Origin of the sequence: Limnochorda pilosa, from assembly GCF_001544015.1 — a bacterium.
Classification (GTDB): domain Bacteria; phylum Bacillota; class Limnochordia; order Limnochordales; family Limnochordaceae; genus Limnochorda; species Limnochorda pilosa.
Window position 1 is genome coordinate 2,974,666 of record NZ_AP014924.1, and the last position, 18,087, is coordinate 2,992,752.

An 18,087-nucleotide genomic window follows, 5' to 3' on the forward strand; every position below is an offset into this window, starting at 1 on the left:
GATCGGTCTCGTGCTGGGAGAGATCTCGGCGTTCGCACCCAAGGAGGGCGTTTCATGCTGATGTCGCCACGGGAGGCACGTCCGCGCCCGGCCCGACTGCCCCGTCGCCGGGCACCTCGTCCTGCCCCCGTCTTCCTTGCACTGCTGGCGTTCCTGCTCGCCGCGCCGGCCCTCTCGCAACCGGCGGCCGCCGCGGCCCGCTTCACCCTCGAGACGGATCACTTCTACGTCCACTTCGACGAAGGCTACGAGGCCCTGGCCCGGGAGGCGGCCGCCGTGGCCGAGCAGGTCCACCGGGAGCTGGCCCCCCGGGTGGGCCACGTCCCTTCGGAGAAGACGCACCTCATCCTCCTCGACGCCACCGACATGGCCAACGGCTACACGGACCCCATGCTCTACCCCAAGGTCGTCGTCTTCCCCGTCTACCCCACCTTCTTCAGCCCTTACGGGTCGGGCATCAGCCCCCGGCTCCACCAGTGGATGCGCTTCGTGATCCTGCACGAGTACGCCCACGCGCTTCACCTGGACATGAACGAGGGGGTGGGGAAGGCGCTGGCCACCCTCTTCGGCCGGGTTCCTCTCCTCACCACCCCGATGCTGGACGAGAGCTACGCCTTCATAGAGGGCTTCGCCACCTACCAGGAGACCATCGCCGACCTCGGCGGCCGGGGCCGGGACCCCTACTACGCCATGTTCCTGCGCGCGATGGTACTGGACGACGACGTGCTCCGCCTGGACCAGATCCTGGGCCACTACCCGCTGGAGCGGTGGAAGCCCGGCGCGAACGTCTACCTCTACGGCTACGCGCTCTGGGAGTCCATGGCAGATCGGTACGGGGACGACGTCCTGGAACGCTTCAACCGCGTCTTCGCCCGCACCCGCTCCCTGGATGCGACCTTCAAGGAGGTCCTGGGCACTACCCCCGAGCGCTTCTACCAGGACTGGGAGGCCCGCCTCACCCGGACCTACCGCGCCCAGATCCTGGAGCTGCAGGCCGAGGGAACCACCCCGGCGCAGCCCCTGGGCGGTCGCGGGTACGTCCCCGAGTCGCCGGTGGCCTCCCCCGACGGGCGCCGGGTCGCGTACGTGACCGTCAACGGCCCCGTCGCCCCGGCCCTCCGCCTGCTGGAGCTCCGGCCCGGCGCGCCCCGGGATCGGCAGCTCCTGGCCGGGGTCCCGCTGGGCCCGGTCGCCTGGTCCCCGGACGGAAAGACCCTCTACTATGCCCGGGTGGATGTGGAGGACGGGCGCACCCTCACGGACCTCTATGCCTACGACCTCTCCACGGGCCGGGAGCAGCGCCTCACCCGGGGCCTGAGGGCCTTCGGCCCCGCCCCTTCCCCCGACGGTCGCCGGCTGGTCTTCACCAGCCGCGACGCGCTGGCCACCCGCCTGCTGGAACTGGACCTGGTAGCCTCCCCGCCCGCGGGCCCCGACAGCCCCGCCCTGCGGGAAGTCGCTCCAGCTGAGGGAGAGCGCCAGCTCCTGGCCTCGGGCTGGGCCCCCGACGGGAGCTGGATCCTGGTGACCAGCCACGAGACCGGCGGCGGTTCGGACCTGCTGCGGCTCGACCCGGCCTCGGGGCAACTCGAGCCCCTGGTGGTGGGAAGCCGCGCCCGCGGCGGGGCCGGGGTGGTTCACGAGAACGCCCAGTTCACCCCCGACGGCCGCTTCATCCTCTTCGACTCGGACCGCTCCGGCGTGTACGCGCTCTACGCCTACGAGCCCGCTTCGGGGCGGACCTTCCAGGTCGCCCGAACCCTCACGGGCCTTTTCGACCCCACCTTGGTCCGGGACGACGTGGGCCCCTCGCTGGTAGCCATGGAATACACCTCGCGCGGATACCGGTTGAGCCGCCTCCCTTATGATCCGTCCCGATGGCAGCCGGTCGATCCGGCGGCGCCCCGGGTCGCGGTGTCCCTGAGCCCGGCGGCCCTGTCCTCAGACCCCACCGGAGACGCCTCCGCCCGCCCGGCCTCCCGCGCCGCTTCGGCTGCTGGGGCGGAGTCCGTCCAGGGGGAGGTCCGGCCCTACAGCCCCTGGAGCTCGCTCCGGCCCCGGTTCTGGCTGCCGCTGATGGGCATGGACGAAGCGGGGCCCCAGCCGGGCGCCCTCACCTTCGGCTACGACGCCTACCAGGAGCACGCCTACACGCTGATGGCCGGCTACGGCATCACCAGCGGCCGTCCCACCTTCCTGGCGGACTACGCGGGACCCCTCTGGGGAAGCCGGCAGGCGTTCTGGGGCATCGGGGGCGGCCAGCAGACGCTGCTGGACCCCGACGGCACCCAGGGCACCGTGCGGCGCGACCTGTACCTCGACGCCGGCTACTCCTGGCCCGGCATCGTGGCCGCCACCTCGTTTTCGGCCCGGGCCGAGATCTGGGAGGAGCAGCCGGTCTCGAGCGGCGGCGCGCCAGGCCCGATGGAGCCGGGGCAGGCGCTGACCGTGGGGGTGAACCGCCTGCGGACCTGGCCGGTGGACGCCCGGTCCTTCGACCTGGAGAGCGGTCTCACGATGACGGGTTTGCGCACAGGGGCAGGCTGGAACCGGCAGGGGGTTCTCGCCACCCTGCGGGAAAAGGCCGCGCTCCGCTGGAACCTGGGCCGCCAGAGCGTGGACGCGGACCTGGCCCTGGGCACCTCGACCCTCAGCGACGGCTTCACGGTGGGCGCCTCCTCGGACTGGCTCCGGGGGACGGACGGCGCCTGGACCCTGAACGCCGCCGGGCCCGCGCTCGAGGGGCGCCACGCGGCCCGGTTCACCGTGGGGCTCAACGGCCAGCTCCTGCGCATCACCCGGGGGATGGGCACCTCGCAGCTCTTCTTCGACGACGTGGGCGGGCGGCTCTACCTGGAGGGCGGCGCGGCGTGGGCGTCGCTCGACGGGGCTCCGCAGGCCCGATACGGGATCGGGGCCGAGACCAGCCTCACCGCGTACGTGCAGTACGCGATCCCCCTGACCCTCTCGGTGGGCGTGGCGGTGCCGGTGAACACCCCGGACGCCTCGACCTCCGTCTACCTGCGGCTCGACGTGTCGGACCTGCTGGGAGCAGCCGGGAGGCTCCTCCAGGGGACGCGGCCGGGCGGGCCGTCGATCCTGGGGGCCAGCCCCCAGGGCCGCTGACCGGCGGTCGGAGCAGGGCCTTCCTTCACACGGGGCGCGGCGGCCGCGGCGGGCGATCCGGCCGGTGCCGCCGCGTCAGCTCCTCCTCGACCTGCGAGAGGTCGATGCCGCGCTCGGCCATGAGCACGGCCAGGTGGTAGAGGAGGTCCCCCACCTCGCCTACCAGAGCGGTCTCGTCCCCGTTCTTGGCGGCCACCACCACCTCGGTCGTCTCCTCGCCCAGCTTCTTCAGGATCTTGTCCAGGCCCTGGTCGAAGAGGTAGCGGGTGTAGGAGCCCGCCCGGGGATGGTCCCTGCGGTGGCGCACCAGCTCCAGGAGCCGCTCGAAGGTGACGGAGGCGGGCCCGGCCGCCCCGGCGCCGGCCAGAGCGCCGGGTGCGGGGGCTGGCGGGGCGCCCCAGCCGGCTCCGGCAAGGGGAGCTTCTTCCGGCGCAGGGGGTGCGCCCGCCTCCGGAGCGCCCCCCAGCGGGTTGTGGAAGCAGCTCCAGGTCCCCTCGTGGCAGGCGCCGCTCCCTTCCTGCTCCACCCGCACCAGGAGGGCGTCGCCGTCGCAGTCGGCCACCAGCTCCACCACCCGCTGGCGGTTGCCCGAGGTGGCCCCCTTGGGCCAGAGTTCCTGGCGGGAGCGGCTCCAGAACCAGGTGGTCCCCGTGGTCAGGGTGCGCTCCAGCGCCTCCCGGTTCATGTAGGCCAGCATCAGGAGCGAGCGGTCCTCCCCGGCGGACTGGACCACCGCCGGGATGAGCCCGTCGGGCCCGAACCGGAGGCGTACCCAGTCGATGGGGGCGGCCGGGAGGCGTACGGGCAGCCCGGCCGCGGCCAGGTGTGCCTTGGCCTCGGCCACGGTGTGACGCCCGTCGTGGAAGATGGAGGCGGCCAAGGCCGCGTCCGCCTCACCCTCCTGCAGCACCGCCCGCAGGTGGTCCAGGTTCCCGGCACCCCCCGAGGCGATGACCGGGATCCGCACCGCTTGGGCCACGGCCCGGGTCAGCTCCAGGTCGTAGCCCGCCTGGGTGCCGTCGGCGTCCATGCTGGTGAGCAGGATCTCGCCTGCCCCCAGGGCTTCCACCCGTCGAGCCCACTCGAGCGCGTCCCACCCCGCGGGCCGGCGACCGCCGTGGGTGAAGACCTCCCAGCGGGGAACCGCTCCAGGGGCGGCCCCCGGCTCGGCCGCCAGCCGCCGGGCGTCGATGGCCACCACGATGCACTGGCTGCCGAAGCGCTCGGCGGCCCGTCGCACCAGGGACGGATCCTGAACCGCCGCCGTGTTGAGCGAGACCTTGTCGGCCCCTGCGAGCAGGAGCTCCCGGATCGCCTCCACGTCCGAAATCCCGCCCCCCACCGTGAAGGGGATGGTGAGGTGCTGGGCCACGGCCCGCACCCAGTCGAGGCGGGTCGCCCGGGCCTCGTGGGAGGCGGAAATGTCCAGGAAGACCAGCTCGTCGGCCCCGGCCTGGTCGTAGCGGACGGCGAGCTCCACAGGGTCCCCCGCGTCCCGCAGGTTGACGAAGTGGACGCCCTTCACCACCCGGCCGTCGCGCACGTCCAGGCAGGGAATCACCCGCTTAGCCAGCACCGGCTGCCACCTCCAGCGCCTCCTCCAGGGTGAAGCGCTCCTCGTAGAGGGCCCGGCCCACGATGGCGCCCGCGAGCCCCTGGGGCTCCAGGTCCCGCAGGCGGCGCAGGTGGTCCAGGTGGCCTACCCCACCCGCGGCCAGCACGGGTACGCCCAGGCCCAGGAAGGGGCGAAGGGCGTCCAGGTCCGGCCCCGCCAGGGTGCCGTCCCGGCCCACGGCGGTCACCACCAGCCCGCCCGCGCCCTGCTCCGCCGCCCGCTGGGCCGTGACCGCCACGCCGGCGCCGTCCTCCTCCTCCCAGCCCGCCACGGCCAGGCGACCGTCGCGCAGGTCCAGGGAGACCCACGCACGGCCGCCCTCGGCCCTAAGGATGCGCTCGGCCTCGCCGGGGTCACGCACCACCACCGTGCCCAGGATCACCCGGTCCACCCCCAGGGCGTGGGCGGCCTCCACCGCCTCCAGGCTCCGCAGGCCCCCGCCAAGCTGGACGGGGACGGGCACCGCCCGGCAGACCTCGGCCACCGCTCGGGCGTTGGGGGTGAGCCCGCCTGCACCCTCGGGTGCGCGCCCAGAGGGCACCCGGGCGCGGGCCCCATCCAGGTCCACCAGGTGGATCCGCCGGGCGCCGGCGGCCACCCACCGGCGGGCGGCCTCGACAGGGTCCAGCGGGTAGCGGTGCTCGCGGTCGAAGACGCCCTGCTCCAGACGCACCACCCGGCCCTCCCGGAGGTCCACCGCGGGGATCAGTTCCACGGCCGGTCGCCTCCCGCGGATCCAGCCCCGGAACCCGGCGGCGGTGCGTTGACCAGAGCTTCCCTGGAGGAGACCGGCGCGGGCGCGCCCGTCTCGACCCAACGCACGAAGTTGGCCAGGAGCCGCAGCCCCGCCGCGCCGCTCTTCTCGGGGTGGAACTGGACCGCGGCCAAGCGGCCTCGCCCGGCCGCGGAGGTGAAGCGCTCGCCGTACTCGGTCCGCGCCAGCGCGTCCTCGGCGCGATCGGGCCGCACGTAGTAGGAGTGAACGAAGTAGAAGAACTCGCCTGGCGGGATGCCTTCCCAGAGGGGGTGGAGCCGGGCCGGCTCCACCTGGTTCCAGCCCATCTGGGGAACCTTCAAGCCCGGGGCGAAGCGCACCACCCGGCCGGGCAAGATGCCGAGCCCCCGGGGCTCCTCCCGGCCGAAGCGTTCCTCGCTCGCGTCGAAGAGGAGCTGGAGCCCCAGGCAGATGCCCAGCAGGGGCCGGTCCGCAGCGACCCAGGCCCGGAGCGCCTCCACCCAGCCCTGCTCGGCCAGGCGGGCCATCGCCTCCCCGAAGGCGCCGTCGCCGGGCAGCACCAGGGCGGCGTAGCGGCGCTCCAGGTCCTCGCCCCGCCCCGGACGGTCCACCAGCTCCGCCTGGGCTCCGGCCCGGGCCAGCCCCCGCAGGACACTTCCCAGGTTGCTCATGCCGTAGTCCACCACGCCGATCACGGCCTGGGAACCTCCCCGGGCGGCGCCGCCGGGCTCCCCGTGGGTCCCGGCGCGCTGGCCTCGTCCAACAGCCGCCCCTTGGTGGAGGGCACCCCCTGGACCCTGGGATCGAGCGCCGTCGCCTGGTCCAGCGCCCGGGCCACCGCCTTGAAGGCGGCCTCCACCACGTGGTGGTCGTTCTCTCCCTCCAGCTGGTGCACGTGCAGGGTCAGGGCGCCCCGGGTGGCCAGGGCCCGGAAGAACTCGGAAACGAGCTGCACGTCCATGGTTCCCAGGCGGGGTCCGGCCAGCTGGAGGCGGCAGACCAGGTACGGCCGCCCCGACAGGTCCACCGACGCCCGCACCAGTGCTTCGTCCATGGGCACGGTGGCCTCGCCGAAACGCCGGACGCCCCGCCCTTCGCCCAGGGCCCGCCGGAACGCCTCGCCCAGGCAGAGCCCCACGTCCTCCACGGTGTGGTGGGCGTCCACTTGGAGGTCACCCCGGGCCTCCACGGCCAGGTCGAAGAGGCCGTGGCGGGCGAAGCTCTCCAGCATGTGGTCCAGGAAGCCCACGCCTGTCTGCACCGTGGCGTCGCCGTGTCCGTCCAGGGTCAGCGTCACCCGCACCTGGGTCTCCCGCGTGGAGCGCTCGTAGCGGGCCTGGCGGGCGCCGGGCGCGCCCGCAGCGAAATCGCCGCCGCTCATGCTTCGCCCTCCTTCCCTGGGGCCGGGCCCTCGTCGGCCCCGCCCGGCCCGCCGGCTTCCAGGCGGATCTCCACCGCCCGGGCGTGGGCCTCCAGCCCTTCCGCCCGGGCCATGCGCACCGCGGCGGGCCCATCCCGCCGCAGCGCCTCGTCGCTGTACCCGATGAGGCTCGAGCGGATCAGGAAGGTCTCGACGCTCAGGCCCGAGCTGAAGCGTGCGGCGCCGTTGGTGGGCAGGATGTGGTCCGGGCCGGCCAGGTAGTCGCCCAGGGGCTCGCTGGCCGCATGGCCCAGGAAGATCGCGCCGGCGGCGCCCACCCGGCCCACCCAGCGCCAGGGATCCTCCACCGCCAGCTCCAGGTGCTCAGGCGCCAGCCGCCCCGCCCAGGCCACCGCCTCCGCCAGGTCCCGGCAGAGGAGGGCCTTGCCCCATCGCTCCAGCGAACGGCGGGCCACCCCGTCGCCTTGCGGGTCCAGCCGCTGGAGCTGGCGGGCCAGGGCAGCCTCCACCGCCTGGAGCAGCCCCTCGCTGGCCGTCACCAGCACCGCCGAGGCGTCGGGATCGTGCTCGGCCTGGGCCAGCAGGTCCGCGGCCACCCACTCGGGGTTCGCGGTCGCGTCGGCCACCACCAGCACCTCGCTGGGGCCGGGGAGTCCGTCGATCCCCACCTGGCCGAAGACCTCCCGCTTGGCCAGGGTGACGAAGAGGTTGCCGGGTCCCACGATCTTCTCCACGGGCTCCAGAACCCCTTCCAGCCCGTAAGCCAGGGCAGCCACCGCCTGGGCTCCCCCCGCCCGCAACACCCGGGCCACACCCGCTTCGGCCGCGGCCGCCAGGATCGCGGGGGGCACGGAGCCGTCGCGGCGCGGGGGCGTGGCCACCACGACCTCGCCCACGCCGGCCACCCGGGCGGGGACCGCCCCCATCAGGAGGCTCGAGAAGAGGGGAGCCCGGCCGCCCGGCACGTAGAGGCCCACCCGGCGCAGGGGGCGCACCTCCTGGCCGAGCACCAGCCCGTCTGAGTCCACCCGGTGCCAGGCGTGGGGCACCGGCTCCGCACGATGGAAGGCCTCGATCCGCTCCCGGGCCCGCCGGATGCTGGCCAGAAGGGCGGGGTCCACCCGCTCCCGGGCGGCCTCCATCTCTTCGGGCCCTACCCAGAGGTCCTCGGCACCCAGCGCCGCGCCGTCCAGAGTCCGGGTCCAGCGCAGGAGGGCCGGCACGCCGCCCTCGCGCACCGAGGCCAGGATCTCCCGCACCCCTTCCAGGGCGGTGAGCGGCCGCCCGAAGAGGGTCTCGGCGCCCGGAAGCTCCTGCCGGGCCAGCACGTCCAAAGGCGGGCGCCGAAGCGAGGCCAGGATCGCCTCGGGCGTCGCGTTCCGGGTTTCCCAGCGTTCCAAGTGGCTCACGGGGTGCCCCCTCCTTCGTTCGCCGCGGCAAGCAGGCGGTCGAGCCAGGGTGCCAGCGCCTCCTCCCGCAGGCGCAGGCGCACGGGGTTGGCGATGAGGCGGGCGCTGCTCCGGGCCACCTCGGCGATGACCCGCAGGCGGTTCTCTTCCAGGGTCCGGCCCGTCTGGGTCAGGTCGAGGATCGCCTCGGCCAGCCCCATGGCCGGGGCAAGCTCGATGGAACCCTTGAGCGTCACCAGCTCGATGGAGAGCCCCTGCTCCTGGAAGAAGCGCTCGGCGACCCGGGGGTACTTGGTGGCCACCCGGGAGTGGAAGTCCAGCTCGTCCACCTCCTGGATGGCGGAACTCCCGGGGACGGCCACCACCAGCCGGCAGGCGCCGAAGCCCAGGTCGGCCAGCTCGGCCACCGAAGGCTCCTGCTCCAGGAGCACGTCCTTGCCCACCAGGCCCACGTCGGCCGCGCCGTACTCCACGTAGGTGGGCACGTCCGAAGGGCGCACCAGCAGGTACCGCCAACCCCCTTCCTCCACCAGCAGGCGCCGGTCCGAGCCGTTCAAGGGCGGCAGCGGGAAGCCCGCCCGTCCCAGGAGCGGGAGGGCCTCGTCCAGGAGCCGTCCCTTGGGGAGCGCCAGGGTCAGGGGCCGGGTCCGCAGGTGGGCAGTCCGAGCGTTCGCGCCACCGGGCGGCGCCTCACCGGTCACGGGCAGCCACCTCCTCCGCCGGGCCGCCGAGCTCCCGGGCGAGCCACGCCTCGACGGGCAGCACCTCCACCCGGGCCCCCCGGAACCGTTCGGCCGCGGGCGCCTGCACGTCCGGGTGCTCCAGGCGGACGGCGCCCGGGTGAGGGTCCAGGAGGCGGGCCCAGAGGCGGGCTTGTCGCCGGCCGGCGTAGATCCTGAGGGCCGCCTCGGTGCGGCGGGCCACCTCCACCTCCACCGCGTGGCCGCCCTCTCGCAGCCGGGCGGCCACGGCCAGCGCCTCTTCCCGCCGGACGGGGTCGAAGGTGACCAGCACGGGTCCCGGCGGGGCGACGGCCGGCCACGCGCCCTGCCGCTCCAGGGCCAGCAGCAGCCGCTCGAGCCCGAGGGCGAAGCCGGTGGCCGGCACGGTCCGGCCGAAACGGCCCACCAGCTCGTCGTAGCGGCCCCCGCTCACCAGCAGGTAGCCCACGTCCTCCACCAGGCCCTCCAGCACCATGCCCGTGTAGTAACTCATGTCGCGCAGCATGGCCAGGTCCAGGCGCACCCGTCCCTGCACCCCGTGGGGGTCCAGGAGCCGCCACACCTCCGACAGGTTCTCCAGGGCCGCCTCGGCCCGAGGGGTGGCGGCCAGGCCCGCCGCCTCGTTCAGAACGTCCCCCCCGCCCCGGAGGGTGGGCAGCGCGAGCAGTCGCTCCCGGGCGCCGGCCGGCAGGGGGGCCTCGGCCACCTGGCGCCGGTAGGCCACGTAGTCGCGCCGGCGCAAGGCCTCCCGGAGCCCCCGCTCCTGGTCAGGGCCCAGGGCGAACCCCTCCAGCACCCCCCGGACGAAGTCCACGTGGCCCACCTCCAGCCGGAAGCCCTGGAGGCCCAGGGTCTCCAGCAGCCGCACCGCCAGCGCCACCACCTCCGCGTCCGCCTCGGGAAACCGGCTTCCCAGGAGCTCGATCCCGGCCTGGCGGAACTCGCGGCTCCGCCCTGCCTGGGGCTCCTCGTAGCGAAAGACGTCCTCCACGTAGCAGAGGCGGAGCGGCAGGGGCGCCCGCCGGAGGCGGCCGGCCACCAGGCGGGCGATGGGCGTGGTCATGTCGGCCCGCAGGGCGAGGGCGTTCCCTTCGCGGTCGAAAAAGCGGAAGAGCCGCTGGTGCCAGGCGGCCAGGTCGTCGCGCGGGGCCGCCCGCAGGAGCACGTCCTCGTATTCATACGAAGGGGTTCGCACGGGGTCGTAGCCCCAGCAGGCAAAGACCTGGGCCACCCGGTCTTCCAGCTCCGACAGGCGTCGAACCTCGCCGGGCAGCAGGTCCCGAACGCCCCGGGGCGTCCCGGGCCGGTTGAGCGCCTTCTCCTCGTTCCCCATGGATGCTACTCCCACTCGATGGTGCCGGGCGGCTTGGAGGTGATGTCGTAGACCACCCGGTTCACCTCGGCGATCTCGCCCGTGATGCGGCTCGCCATGCGCTCCAGCACCGGGTGAGGCAGGCGGGCCCAATCGGCGGTCATGCCGTCCACGCTGGTGACCGCCCGCACCGCCACCAGGTACCCGTAGGTGCGGCCGTCGCCCATCACCCCCACGGTGCGCAGCGGCGTGAGGACGGCGAAGGCCTGCCAGACCTCATCGTGGAGCCCGGCACGCTCCAGCTCCTCCCGGACGATGGCGTCGGCCCGTCGGACGATCTGGAGGCTCTGGGGCTCCACCGGCCCCAGGATCCGCACCGCCAGCCCCGGCCCCGGGAAGGGGTGCCGCCCGATGAGCCGCTGGGGCAGGCCCAGCTCCCGGGCCAGCTCGCGCACCTCGTCCTTGAAGAGCTCCCGCAGCGGCTCCACCAGCTCCATGGCCATGTCGGCCGGGAGGCCCCCCACGTTGTGGTGGCTCTTGATCACCGAGGCCGCCGGCGCCGGCCCCCCCGCCTGGCCGGGGTCGCCGCTCTCGATGACGTCGGGGTAGAGGGTGCCCTGGGCCAGGAAACGGACGGGTCCCAGCTTCCGGGCCTCCTCCTCGAAGACGCGGATGAACGCGTTCCCGATGCGCCGCCGCTTCTCCTCGGGGTCCACCACGCCCTCCAGGCCGGCCAGGAAGCGTTCCCGGGCATCCACCACCACCAGCCGGTCGCCGAGGAAGGCGAAGGCCTCCCGGACCTCCTCCACCTCACCCTCGCGCAGCAGGCCGTGGTCCACGAAGATGCAGGTGAGCCGGTCGCCCACGGCCCGATCGAGCAGGGCTGCGGTGACGCTCGAATCCACCCCGCCGCTCAGCCCCAGTACCACACGCTCTTGCCCGATGCGCCTGCGCAGCGCCTCCACCTGGTTCTCCAGGAAGGTGCTCATCTGCCAGAGGCCGTGCACGCCGCACACCCGGTAGAGGAAGTTCCGGATCACGGCCGTCCCCTGGGGCGTGTGGCTCACCTCGGGGTGGAACTGGACCCCGTAGAGGGGCCGCTCCCGGTGGCGGACGGCCGCGACGGGGGCCGCCTCGGTGGAGGCGATCACCTCGAACCCCTGGGGCGGCTCCACCACGTGGTCGCCGTGGCTCATCCAGACCTCCAGCGGCCCCGACGCCTCCAGGCCCGCGAAGAGGTCGCTCCAGTCCCGCACCTCCAGCTTCCGCCCGCCGTACTCCCGCTGCCCCGCCGCCTCCACCCGCCCCCCGAACTGGTAGGCCATCACCTGGAGGCCGTAGCAGATCCCCAGGATGGGCACACCCGAGCGATAGAGCTCGGGGTCGGGCCGTGGGGCCCCAGGCGCGTAGACACTGGCCGGCCCGCCCGAGAAGATGATGCCCCTGGGGTTGCGGGCCAGCACCTCCGCGGCCGGGGTCGCGGCGGGCAGCACCTCGCAGTAGACGTGGGCCTCCCGCACACGCCGGGCGATGAGCTGCCGGTACTGGGCGCCGAAGTCCAGGACGACGATGCGCTCCTCGCGGGCGTCGGCGACGGGGCGGGCTCCCGGCGTGACGGCGGCGGCCGCCTGCGCCTCGGCGGAAGACCGGGGCGTCACCGGCGGGCCTCCGAGTAGACCCCAGGGCGGAGGATGCCCACGTAGGGAAGGTTCCGGTACTTCTCGGCGTAGTCCAGGCCGTAGCCCACCACGAAGGCATCGGGGATGGTGAAACCAGTGTAGCGCACGGGGAGCTCCACCTGCCTGGGAACCTGCTTGTCCAGGAGCACGCAGATCTCCAGCGAGTTGGGTCGCCGGGAGCGCAGGTTCTCCAGGAGGTAGGCCAGGGTGAGGCCCGAGTCGATGATGTCCTCCACGATCAGGACGTCCTTCCCCTCGATGGGGTCGTCCAGGTCTTTGAGGATGCGCACCACACCGCTGCTGTGCGCCTCGTTGCCGTAGCTCGAGATGGCCATGAAGTCGATGGTGACGGGAACCCGGATGGCGCGCAGCAGGTCGGCGACGAAGAGGACCGCGCCCCGCAGGATGCAGATGAGGGCCAGCGGGCGGCCTGCGTAGTCCCGGCTGATCTGCTCACCGAGCTCGGCCACCCGGCGGGCGATCTGCTGCTCGTCGATCAGGATCTCCTGGATGTCCGGATCCAAGCCGATCCCTCCAAAAAGGTTGCTCCCATTCTAGCACAGGGGCGAAGGGCGGGCAACGAAGCGAGACGTCGGGGCGCGGCGCAGGCTCGGAGAAGGGCGGCCCGCCCTTCGTGCGGGCAGGAGATAGGACCAGCGGCGAATCGCGGCGACCGGCAGGGGACATGGCGCCGACGGCGAATCGGCTATGGGTGTACGGCGCCCTTCCGCGGGGAGGGTGCGCAGAGACGGCCCTGAGCGGCGTATGGCGGTGGTGAGCGTGATGACCTTCATCAACTTGCGGGACTATGCCGGCGATGGCGGCGCGCCCACGGAGGGACCGGTGGGCCGGTTCGCCGAGTACCTGGGACGGATCGTGGCCGCCGGCCTGGCCTACCCCGCGGGGCCCACGATCCCCACGGCCATCCGCTGCCGGCGCCGGCCGGGGCACCGCCGCTGCTCAGGCTACCTCGACGTGACCCGCCTGGACATCCCGCGCGAGATCCGCTGGCAGTGCCCCGAGTGCGGGGATCAGGGCGTCATCCGCGACTGGCAGGGAACCCCCTGGGATAGGCGCTTCCCCCAGCACCCCCTGCCCGAGGAAGCCTCCTTCTGGCTCGTGGTCGACGACGAGGAGATCCAGGCGCTGGCCCGGCTGATCCCCGACATGGCCCGGGAGGGCGCCCGGATGGTGGCCGCCGGCCTTCGCACGCCCGAAGGGATCACCCTCGCGGGCGACGTGGAGGCGTTCATGGCCGTGGCCGACGCGATCCGCCTGGCCCTCCTGGACGGCTCCTCCTCCGCCACCCGGCGGCTCCTGGTAGGCCTTCTCGAGCGGCTCGCCATGGTCGTGGCCGACAGCGACTGGAGCTGACCCGCCCGGCCGCACGTCAGTAGTAGGCGACGGCCACCGCACCCGGCCCCCCGTAGGTTCCGAGGACCGGGGAGAGGCCGGCGAGGATGGCCTCCTTCGGCTGCACCCGTTCCACCACGGTTGCCAGAAGGCTGCGGCCCTCCTCGAGGGCGTCACCGTGCATCACCGCCAGGTGGCCCTCGCCGGTCCGGAGCTCCTCCACCACCCGCTCCGCGACGAACTCGAGGGCGCGGCGCCAGGTGCGCTGCCGTGTCACCGGCACCACCACGCCATCGTCCACGGTCACCACCGGTTTCATCTGGAGGAGCGTTCCCGCCCAGGCCGCCGCCTTGCCGATGCGTCCACCCCTTCGGAGGTACTCCAGGGTGGGAATGGCCGCGAGGATCCGGGCCCGGTTCAGCACCCGGCGGGCTTCCGCGAGGACCTCGTCCAGGCTGGCGGCGGCCCGGGCCGCCCGCGCCGCCGCCAGGGCGGCGAAGCCCTGGGCCATGATGCCGGTGCGGGTGTCGATCACCTCCACCACCCGTTCGGTCCACTGCCGGGCCGCCTGGACGGCCGACTGGAAGGTCCCGCTCAGCTCGCTGCTCAGGGTGAGGACCACGATGCCGGTGGCGCCTTTGCCCGCCAGGCGCTCGAAGGTGCGGGCGAAGTCGCCGGGGGTGGGTTGCGCCGTGGTGGGCAGGCGGTCGGTGGTGCGCAACTGGCTGAAGAAGGCCTTGGGTGTCAGATCCACCCCGTCGCGGTAGGTGCGGCCGCCCAGGGTGACGTAGAGGGGCACGACCTCGATGCCCTCGGCCTGAGCCAGGTCCGGGGGGAGGTCTGCGACGCTGTCGGTGACCACGCGGATCACAGGTTGTCCTCCGTTCGGCGGCTCCGTTCGCCGGGGTCCGCCGAGGAGCAGGCGATGAGGGGTGGGGTCAGGGGTGCGGGTCAGGGCGTCTCGCCCGGTGCCTCGCCGAGCCTTCGGTAGAGACCGCTCTTGCCGCCCGACTTCTCCACCAGGCGGACCCGGTCTACGACCATGGCGGGGTCCAGGGCCTTGCACATGTCGTAGACGGTCAGGCAGGCCACGCTCACCGCGGTGAGCGCCTCCATCTCCACGCCCGTCCGGTCGGTGGTCTGCACCCGAGCCTCCACCTGAACGGCCCCCTCCCCCTCGTCGACCCAGAGGTCCATCTCCAGGCCGGTGAGGGCGATGGGGTGCGCCAAGGGGATCAGGTGCGGAACCGCCTTGGCCGCCAGGATGCCGCCCACCCGGGCCACCGCCAGCACGTCGCCCTTGGGCACCCGCCCTTCAGCCACGGCCTTCAGGCATGCCCGGTCCATGCGCACCATGCCCCGCGCCACGGCCCGCCTCAGGGTGGCCGCCTTTCCCCCGACCTCCACCATCCGGGCGGCGCCGGCCCCGCGAACCTCACCGGGCGCGCCGGACTCCCCGTTGCCGGGCTTGCCGGCTCCTTCCATGCCGCTCCTCCTCCCTGTAGTACGAGAGAGCCCCGCATCGGGTTCTCCGGCGGACGCTCCTCTTCCCTCGCACCCCGCGGACCGGCGCCGGCCCACCTCAACCGCCCTCAGGCGCCCGCCCAGAAAGCGAAGGGCTCCACCTCCACCCAGGCGCCCTCGGGCAGCTCCCCCACCCCCGCCGGCACCCGGAAGAGCCCGTCGCCCTTCACCATGGACGAGATGGCGCCGGACTTGGAGACGATCGGCTCGGCCACCCAGCCCCGCTCATCCTGGAGGAGCTGGGCCCGCCAGTAGTCCTCCCGCCGGCCCGCGGTGCGGATCGACCGGGTGAGCCGCGCCCGCACGGGCGGCAGCCCGGGCCCGAAGTGCTGCACCCCCAGCAGGTGCTCCAGGGCCGGGCGCACGAAGAGGTGGAAGATGACCATGGCCGACACCGGGTGGCCTGGAAGGCCGTACAGAAGCTTGCCGCCGGCCAGCGCGACCAGGGTGGGCTTGCCTGGCCGCACGGCCACACCGTGCACCACCACGCGGGCGCCGGGGAGCGCCTCCACCGCCTCCCGGGCGTGGTCGCGCTCGCCCACCGAGCTGCCCCCCGAGATCAGCACCAGGTCGGCCGAGCGCCAGGCCTGGGCCACCGCGGCGTCCAGCGCCTCTCGGGTGTCGGGTACGATGCCCATGGCAACCGGCTTCGCCCCCGCCTGCCGGCAGAGGGCGGCCAGGGTGGTACCGTTCATGTCCCGCACCTGGCCGGGGCCGAGTTCGGCCGCGGGGGGCACCAGCTCGTCCCCCGTGGAGAGGAGCGCCACCGTCGGCCGGCGGCGCACCCAAGGCTCCAGCTCCCCCAGGGCGGCCAGCAGCCCCAGATCCTGGGGCCGCAACCGGCGGCCCGGCAGCAGCAGCCGCTCCCCAGGCCGCACGTCTTCCTGGGCTCCCATGCGATTCGCACCCGCGGGCACGGCCTCCAGGACCTCCACCCACGTCTCGCGAGGGGCCGGATCCTGCCCGGGGGCACCCCCACCCTCGGAGATCTCTGGCCGCCGCGTCTCCTCGTACATCACCACCGCGTCGGCCCCGGGCGGCAACACCCCTCCCGTGGGAACCTCCACCGCCTGGCCGGGACCCACCGCGACCCGGGCCGGCTCCCCCATGGCCACGCCCCCCACCCGGCGAAGACGCGCGGGGTTCTCGGGGGTCGCGGCGGCCACGTCCGCCGATCGCACCGCGTAGCCATCCACCGTGGAGCGGTCGAAGCCGGGAAGGGCCCGGCGGGCCTCCACCACCCGGCTGAGCACCCGACCCAGGGCCTCGTCCAGGGGCACCTGCTCCTCCCCAGGCCGCGCGGCCTCGGGGAAGAGGGCCTCCAGCCGCCGGCGGGCCTCCTCCACGGACACCAGCTCCCACGTACGCCTCACCTGCCAGCCACCTCCGGCATCGTCCCCCCCGCCCCCACCGGTCGGAGCCAGCCGTCCTCGAGCCGAACCGGCCGGTCCCACGCGTCCTTCCGGGCGGCCATCTCCAGGTCCGCCCCGAAGCCCAAATCCAGCAGGCGCCGCCCGTGCTCCGCCGCCCGCAGCGCCTCCAGCTCCCGGCCCTCCCAGGCTGCCGCGACCGCCTCCGCCACCCGGGCCCCGTCCGAGCGGTCGAGGCCCTCGCACGCCTCGCGCAGCCGGCGCACCAGCCACCCGGCGGCCAGGACGTCCTCCAGGGAAAGACGGCCCCGGGTGCCCGCGCAGACCACGTGCACGTCGCGCCGGGCCGCAGCCAGGTAGAGCGCCGTCGCCCCCGCGTTCCGCAGCGAGGCGACCAGCACCTCGCCGGCGGAGGCCACCTGGCCCAGGGCCCGGGTGCCGTTGGTGGTGGTCAGCACCAGGCGGCGACCGGCCACGTCCCTCTGGGTCAGCTCGGCGGGCGAGTTGCCCAGGTCGAAGCCGGGCAGGGGCAGGCCGCCCCGCTCGCCGGCCAGGAGCACGGCGTGGCCCTGCTCGCGCAGGGCGGCCGCAAGCCGGAAGGCCTCGTCCACCTCGGGCACCGGCCGCACCCCCCAGGCCCCCCGCTCCAGGGCGGTGGCCACCCACGTGGTGGCACGCAGGACGTCCACCACCACCGCCACCGCTTCCGGGTCGGGCTCACCCGCCTCCTCGGCCCGCAGCGCCACCTCCGTCTTCATTCCGATCCTCCTTCCGGGAGACCTCCGCCTTCCCCGCCCGCGGTCGACGACCCGGGAGCCCGGGACGGCCGCAGCGGGAGGTTGCGCATGGGCCCCACCGTTCCCCACACCCGCTCCCTCCACGCCCGCGCCCGATCCTCCCGCCCGCCGGGAGGCGGAGGGCCGGTCGCCGGGCCCAGCCGCCGCAGGGCGCCGGGAGCCGCGCCTTCCTCCGGGGTGCCGGGGGCCCGTCGCTTCAGCTCCAGGGCCACTTCCCGGTAGACCTCGGTCCCAGGGCTCCCGGGTGAGAAGGCCAGGATGGGCAGGCCGGCCTGGGCCGCCTCCGAGAAGCGGATGCTCCGGGGCACCACCTGAGGCAGCACCGGGTACTCCCGGCCGAAGTGCTGCTGCACGGCCTCCAGGCTCTCCCGGGCGTGCCGGGTGCGCGTGTCGTAGAGGGTGGGCAGGATCCCCACCACCCGCAGGCGGCTGTTCAACCGCACCCGTACCTTTCCCATGGTGCGGATCAGAACCTCCACCCCCCGCAGGGAGAGGAACTCGCAGGCCACGGGAATGAGCACCTGGTCGCAGGAGGCGAGGGCATTGACGGTGAGGAGCCCCAGGCTCGGCTGTGAGTCGATGAGGATCCACCCGTAGCGGTCCAGCAGCGGCGCCAGCATGGCCCCGATCCGCCGCTCCCGGGCCACCATGTTCATCAGCTCCATCTCGGCCAGGGAGAGATCCATGTTGGACGGCAGCAGGTCCACCCCGAACCGGGTGGAGAGCAGGAAGCGCTCGGCGGCGGCGTCCTTCATGAGCCCGTCGTAGACGCTCGCCTCCAGGTCGTCGGGGGCGAAGCCCGACGCCAGGGTGAGGGAGCCCTGGGGGTCCAGGTCCACCATGAGCACCCGCTCGCCCATCTCCGCCAGGGCCGCCGCCACGTTGAGGACCGTGGTGGTCTTGGCCACGCCGCCCTTCTGATTGGCCACCGTGAGCACCCGGACCATGGGCTCCCCCCTCTCGCCGGGAACGACCGACCCCACCGGGAAAGACACCCAGCTTTGCCTCTGCGTGCGTGAGAACGGCTGAGCTTGGGGCTCCTGCCGTCTCCCGGCTCCTGAGG

General features: G+C 74.0%; 15 protein-coding genes and 1 pseudogene. 2 read left to right on the forward strand and 14 right to left on the reverse strand.

Annotated elements, in window-relative coordinates; all coding sequences use genetic code 11:
• The first annotated feature begins 54 nt into the window (after nt 1-54).
• Entirely contained in the window at nt 55-3,126 is a 3,072-nt protein-coding gene (locus LIP_RS13210; protein WP_068139307.1) for a TolB family protein, read from the forward strand.
• Nucleotides 3,127-3,151: 25 nt separating this feature from the next.
• On the opposite strand, the gene hisF is transcribed toward LIP_RS13210, so the two are convergent.
• The 9 genes and pseudogenes from hisF to hpt all read right to left on the reverse strand — a co-directional run bounded on the left by hisF (nt 3,152) and on the right by hpt (nt 12,504).
• Nucleotides 3,152-4,702, reverse strand: coding sequence for an imidazole glycerol phosphate synthase subunit HisF (gene hisF, locus LIP_RS20100; RefSeq protein ID WP_082726321.1), 1,551 nt, complete (start codon nt 4,700-4,702; stop codon nt 3,152-3,154).
• Complete coding sequence (locus LIP_RS13220; protein ID WP_068139310.1) at nt 4,692-5,456, reverse strand: 1-(5-phosphoribosyl)-5-[(5-phosphoribosylamino)methylideneamino]imidazole-4-carboxamide isomerase; 765 nt, start codon at nt 5,454-5,456, stop codon at nt 4,692-4,694. Before LIP_RS13220 ends, hisF begins: the two co-directional genes overlap by 11 nt.
• Nucleotides 5,447-6,172: an imidazole glycerol phosphate synthase subunit HisH gene (gene hisH / locus LIP_RS13225; protein WP_082726323.1), complete on the reverse strand. Its 726-nt coding sequence runs from the start codon at nt 6,170-6,172 to the stop codon at nt 5,447-5,449. The genes LIP_RS13220 and hisH overlap by 10 nt, the downstream gene beginning before the upstream one ends.
• Before the next feature lie 68 nt (nt 6,173-6,240).
• Nucleotides 6,241-6,858, reverse strand: a pseudogene (gene hisB / locus LIP_RS13230) (imidazoleglycerol-phosphate dehydratase HisB); the annotation flags it as partial.
• A complete protein-coding gene (hisD, locus tag LIP_RS13235; protein WP_158509686.1) occupies nt 6,855-8,267 on the reverse strand; it encodes a histidinol dehydrogenase in 1,413 nt (470 codons plus the stop codon). The pseudogene hisB and the gene hisD, both read right to left, overlap by 4 nt.
• Nucleotides 8,264-8,968, reverse strand: coding sequence for an ATP phosphoribosyltransferase (gene hisG, locus LIP_RS19010; RefSeq protein ID WP_198409549.1), 705 nt, complete (start codon nt 8,966-8,968; stop codon nt 8,264-8,266). Before hisG ends, hisD begins: the two co-directional genes overlap by 4 nt.
• The gene (gene hisZ, locus LIP_RS13245) at nt 8,958-10,322 is read right to left on the reverse strand and encodes an ATP phosphoribosyltransferase regulatory subunit (protein ID WP_068139313.1); all 1,365 of its coding nucleotides are present in this window, start codon (nt 10,320-10,322) and stop codon (nt 8,958-8,960) included. Before hisZ ends, hisG begins: the two co-directional genes overlap by 11 nt.
• Before the next feature lie 5 nt (nt 10,323-10,327).
• On the reverse strand, nt 10,328-11,959 hold the full coding sequence (gene guaA, locus LIP_RS13250; protein ID WP_082726325.1) for a glutamine-hydrolyzing GMP synthase: 1,632 nt from the start codon (nt 11,957-11,959) through the stop codon (nt 10,328-10,330).
• Nucleotides 11,956-12,504: a hypoxanthine phosphoribosyltransferase gene (hpt, locus tag LIP_RS13255; RefSeq protein ID WP_068139316.1), complete on the reverse strand. Its 549-nt coding sequence runs from the start codon at nt 12,502-12,504 to the stop codon at nt 11,956-11,958. The genes guaA and hpt overlap by 4 nt, the downstream gene beginning before the upstream one ends.
• 214 nt (nt 12,505-12,718) lie before the next feature.
• Here hpt and LIP_RS13260 point away from each other — a divergent pair, with 214 nt between their 5' ends.
• On the forward strand, nt 12,719-13,354 hold the full coding sequence (locus LIP_RS13260; protein WP_144440498.1) for a hypothetical protein: 636 nt from the start codon (nt 12,719-12,721) through the stop codon (nt 13,352-13,354).
• A gap of 16 nt (nt 13,355-13,370) precedes the next feature.
• Here the strand turns inward: LIP_RS13260 and LIP_RS13265 are convergent, their stop codons facing one another.
• From LIP_RS13265 to LIP_RS20105, 5 genes are all read right to left on the reverse strand, one after another.
• Nucleotides 13,371-14,204: a DegV family protein gene (locus LIP_RS13265; protein ID WP_068139323.1), complete on the reverse strand. Its 834-nt coding sequence runs from the start codon at nt 14,202-14,204 to the stop codon at nt 13,371-13,373.
• An 80-nt stretch (nt 14,205-14,284) separates the two neighbouring features.
• On the reverse strand, nt 14,285-14,818 hold the full coding sequence (moaC, locus tag LIP_RS13270) for a cyclic pyranopterin monophosphate synthase MoaC (RefSeq protein WP_082726327.1): 534 nt from the start codon (nt 14,816-14,818) through the stop codon (nt 14,285-14,287).
• 107 nt (nt 14,819-14,925) lie between these two features.
• On the reverse strand, nt 14,926-16,230 hold the full coding sequence (locus LIP_RS13275; RefSeq protein ID WP_068139325.1) for a molybdopterin molybdotransferase MoeA: 1,305 nt from the start codon (nt 16,228-16,230) through the stop codon (nt 14,926-14,928).
• Nucleotides 16,227-16,985: a 2-phosphosulfolactate phosphatase gene (locus tag LIP_RS19015; RefSeq protein ID WP_068139330.1), complete on the reverse strand. Its 759-nt coding sequence runs from the start codon at nt 16,983-16,985 to the stop codon at nt 16,227-16,229. The genes LIP_RS13275 and LIP_RS19015 overlap by 4 nt, the downstream gene beginning before the upstream one ends.
• On the reverse strand, nt 16,982-17,971 hold the full coding sequence (locus tag LIP_RS20105) for a ParA family protein (protein ID WP_082726656.1): 990 nt from the start codon (nt 17,969-17,971) through the stop codon (nt 16,982-16,984). Before LIP_RS20105 ends, LIP_RS19015 begins: the two co-directional genes overlap by 4 nt.
• Nucleotides 17,972-18,087 lie beyond the last annotated feature (116 nt).

What these genes read in the sequence shown, in the direction of transcription:
- LIP_RS19015 (WP_068139330.1), bottom strand. Translation starts at nt 16,985, where the DNA reads ATGAAGACGGAGGTGGCGCTGCGGGCCGAGGAGGCGGGTGAGCCCGAC.
- LIP_RS13210 (WP_068139307.1), top strand. Translation starts at nt 55, where the DNA reads ATGCTGATGTCGCCACGGGAGGCACGTCCGCGCCCGGCCCGACTGCCC.
- moaC (WP_082726327.1), bottom strand. Translation starts at nt 14,818, where the DNA reads ATGGAAGGAGCCGGCAAGCCCGGCAACGGGGAGTCCGGCGCGCCCGGT.
- hisZ (WP_068139313.1), bottom strand. Translation starts at nt 10,322, where the DNA reads ATGGGGAACGAGGAGAAGGCGCTCAACCGGCCCGGGACGCCCCGGGGC.
- LIP_RS20105 (WP_082726656.1), bottom strand. Translation starts at nt 17,971, where the DNA reads ATGGTCCGGGTGCTCACGGTGGCCAATCAGAAGGGCGGCGTGGCCAAG.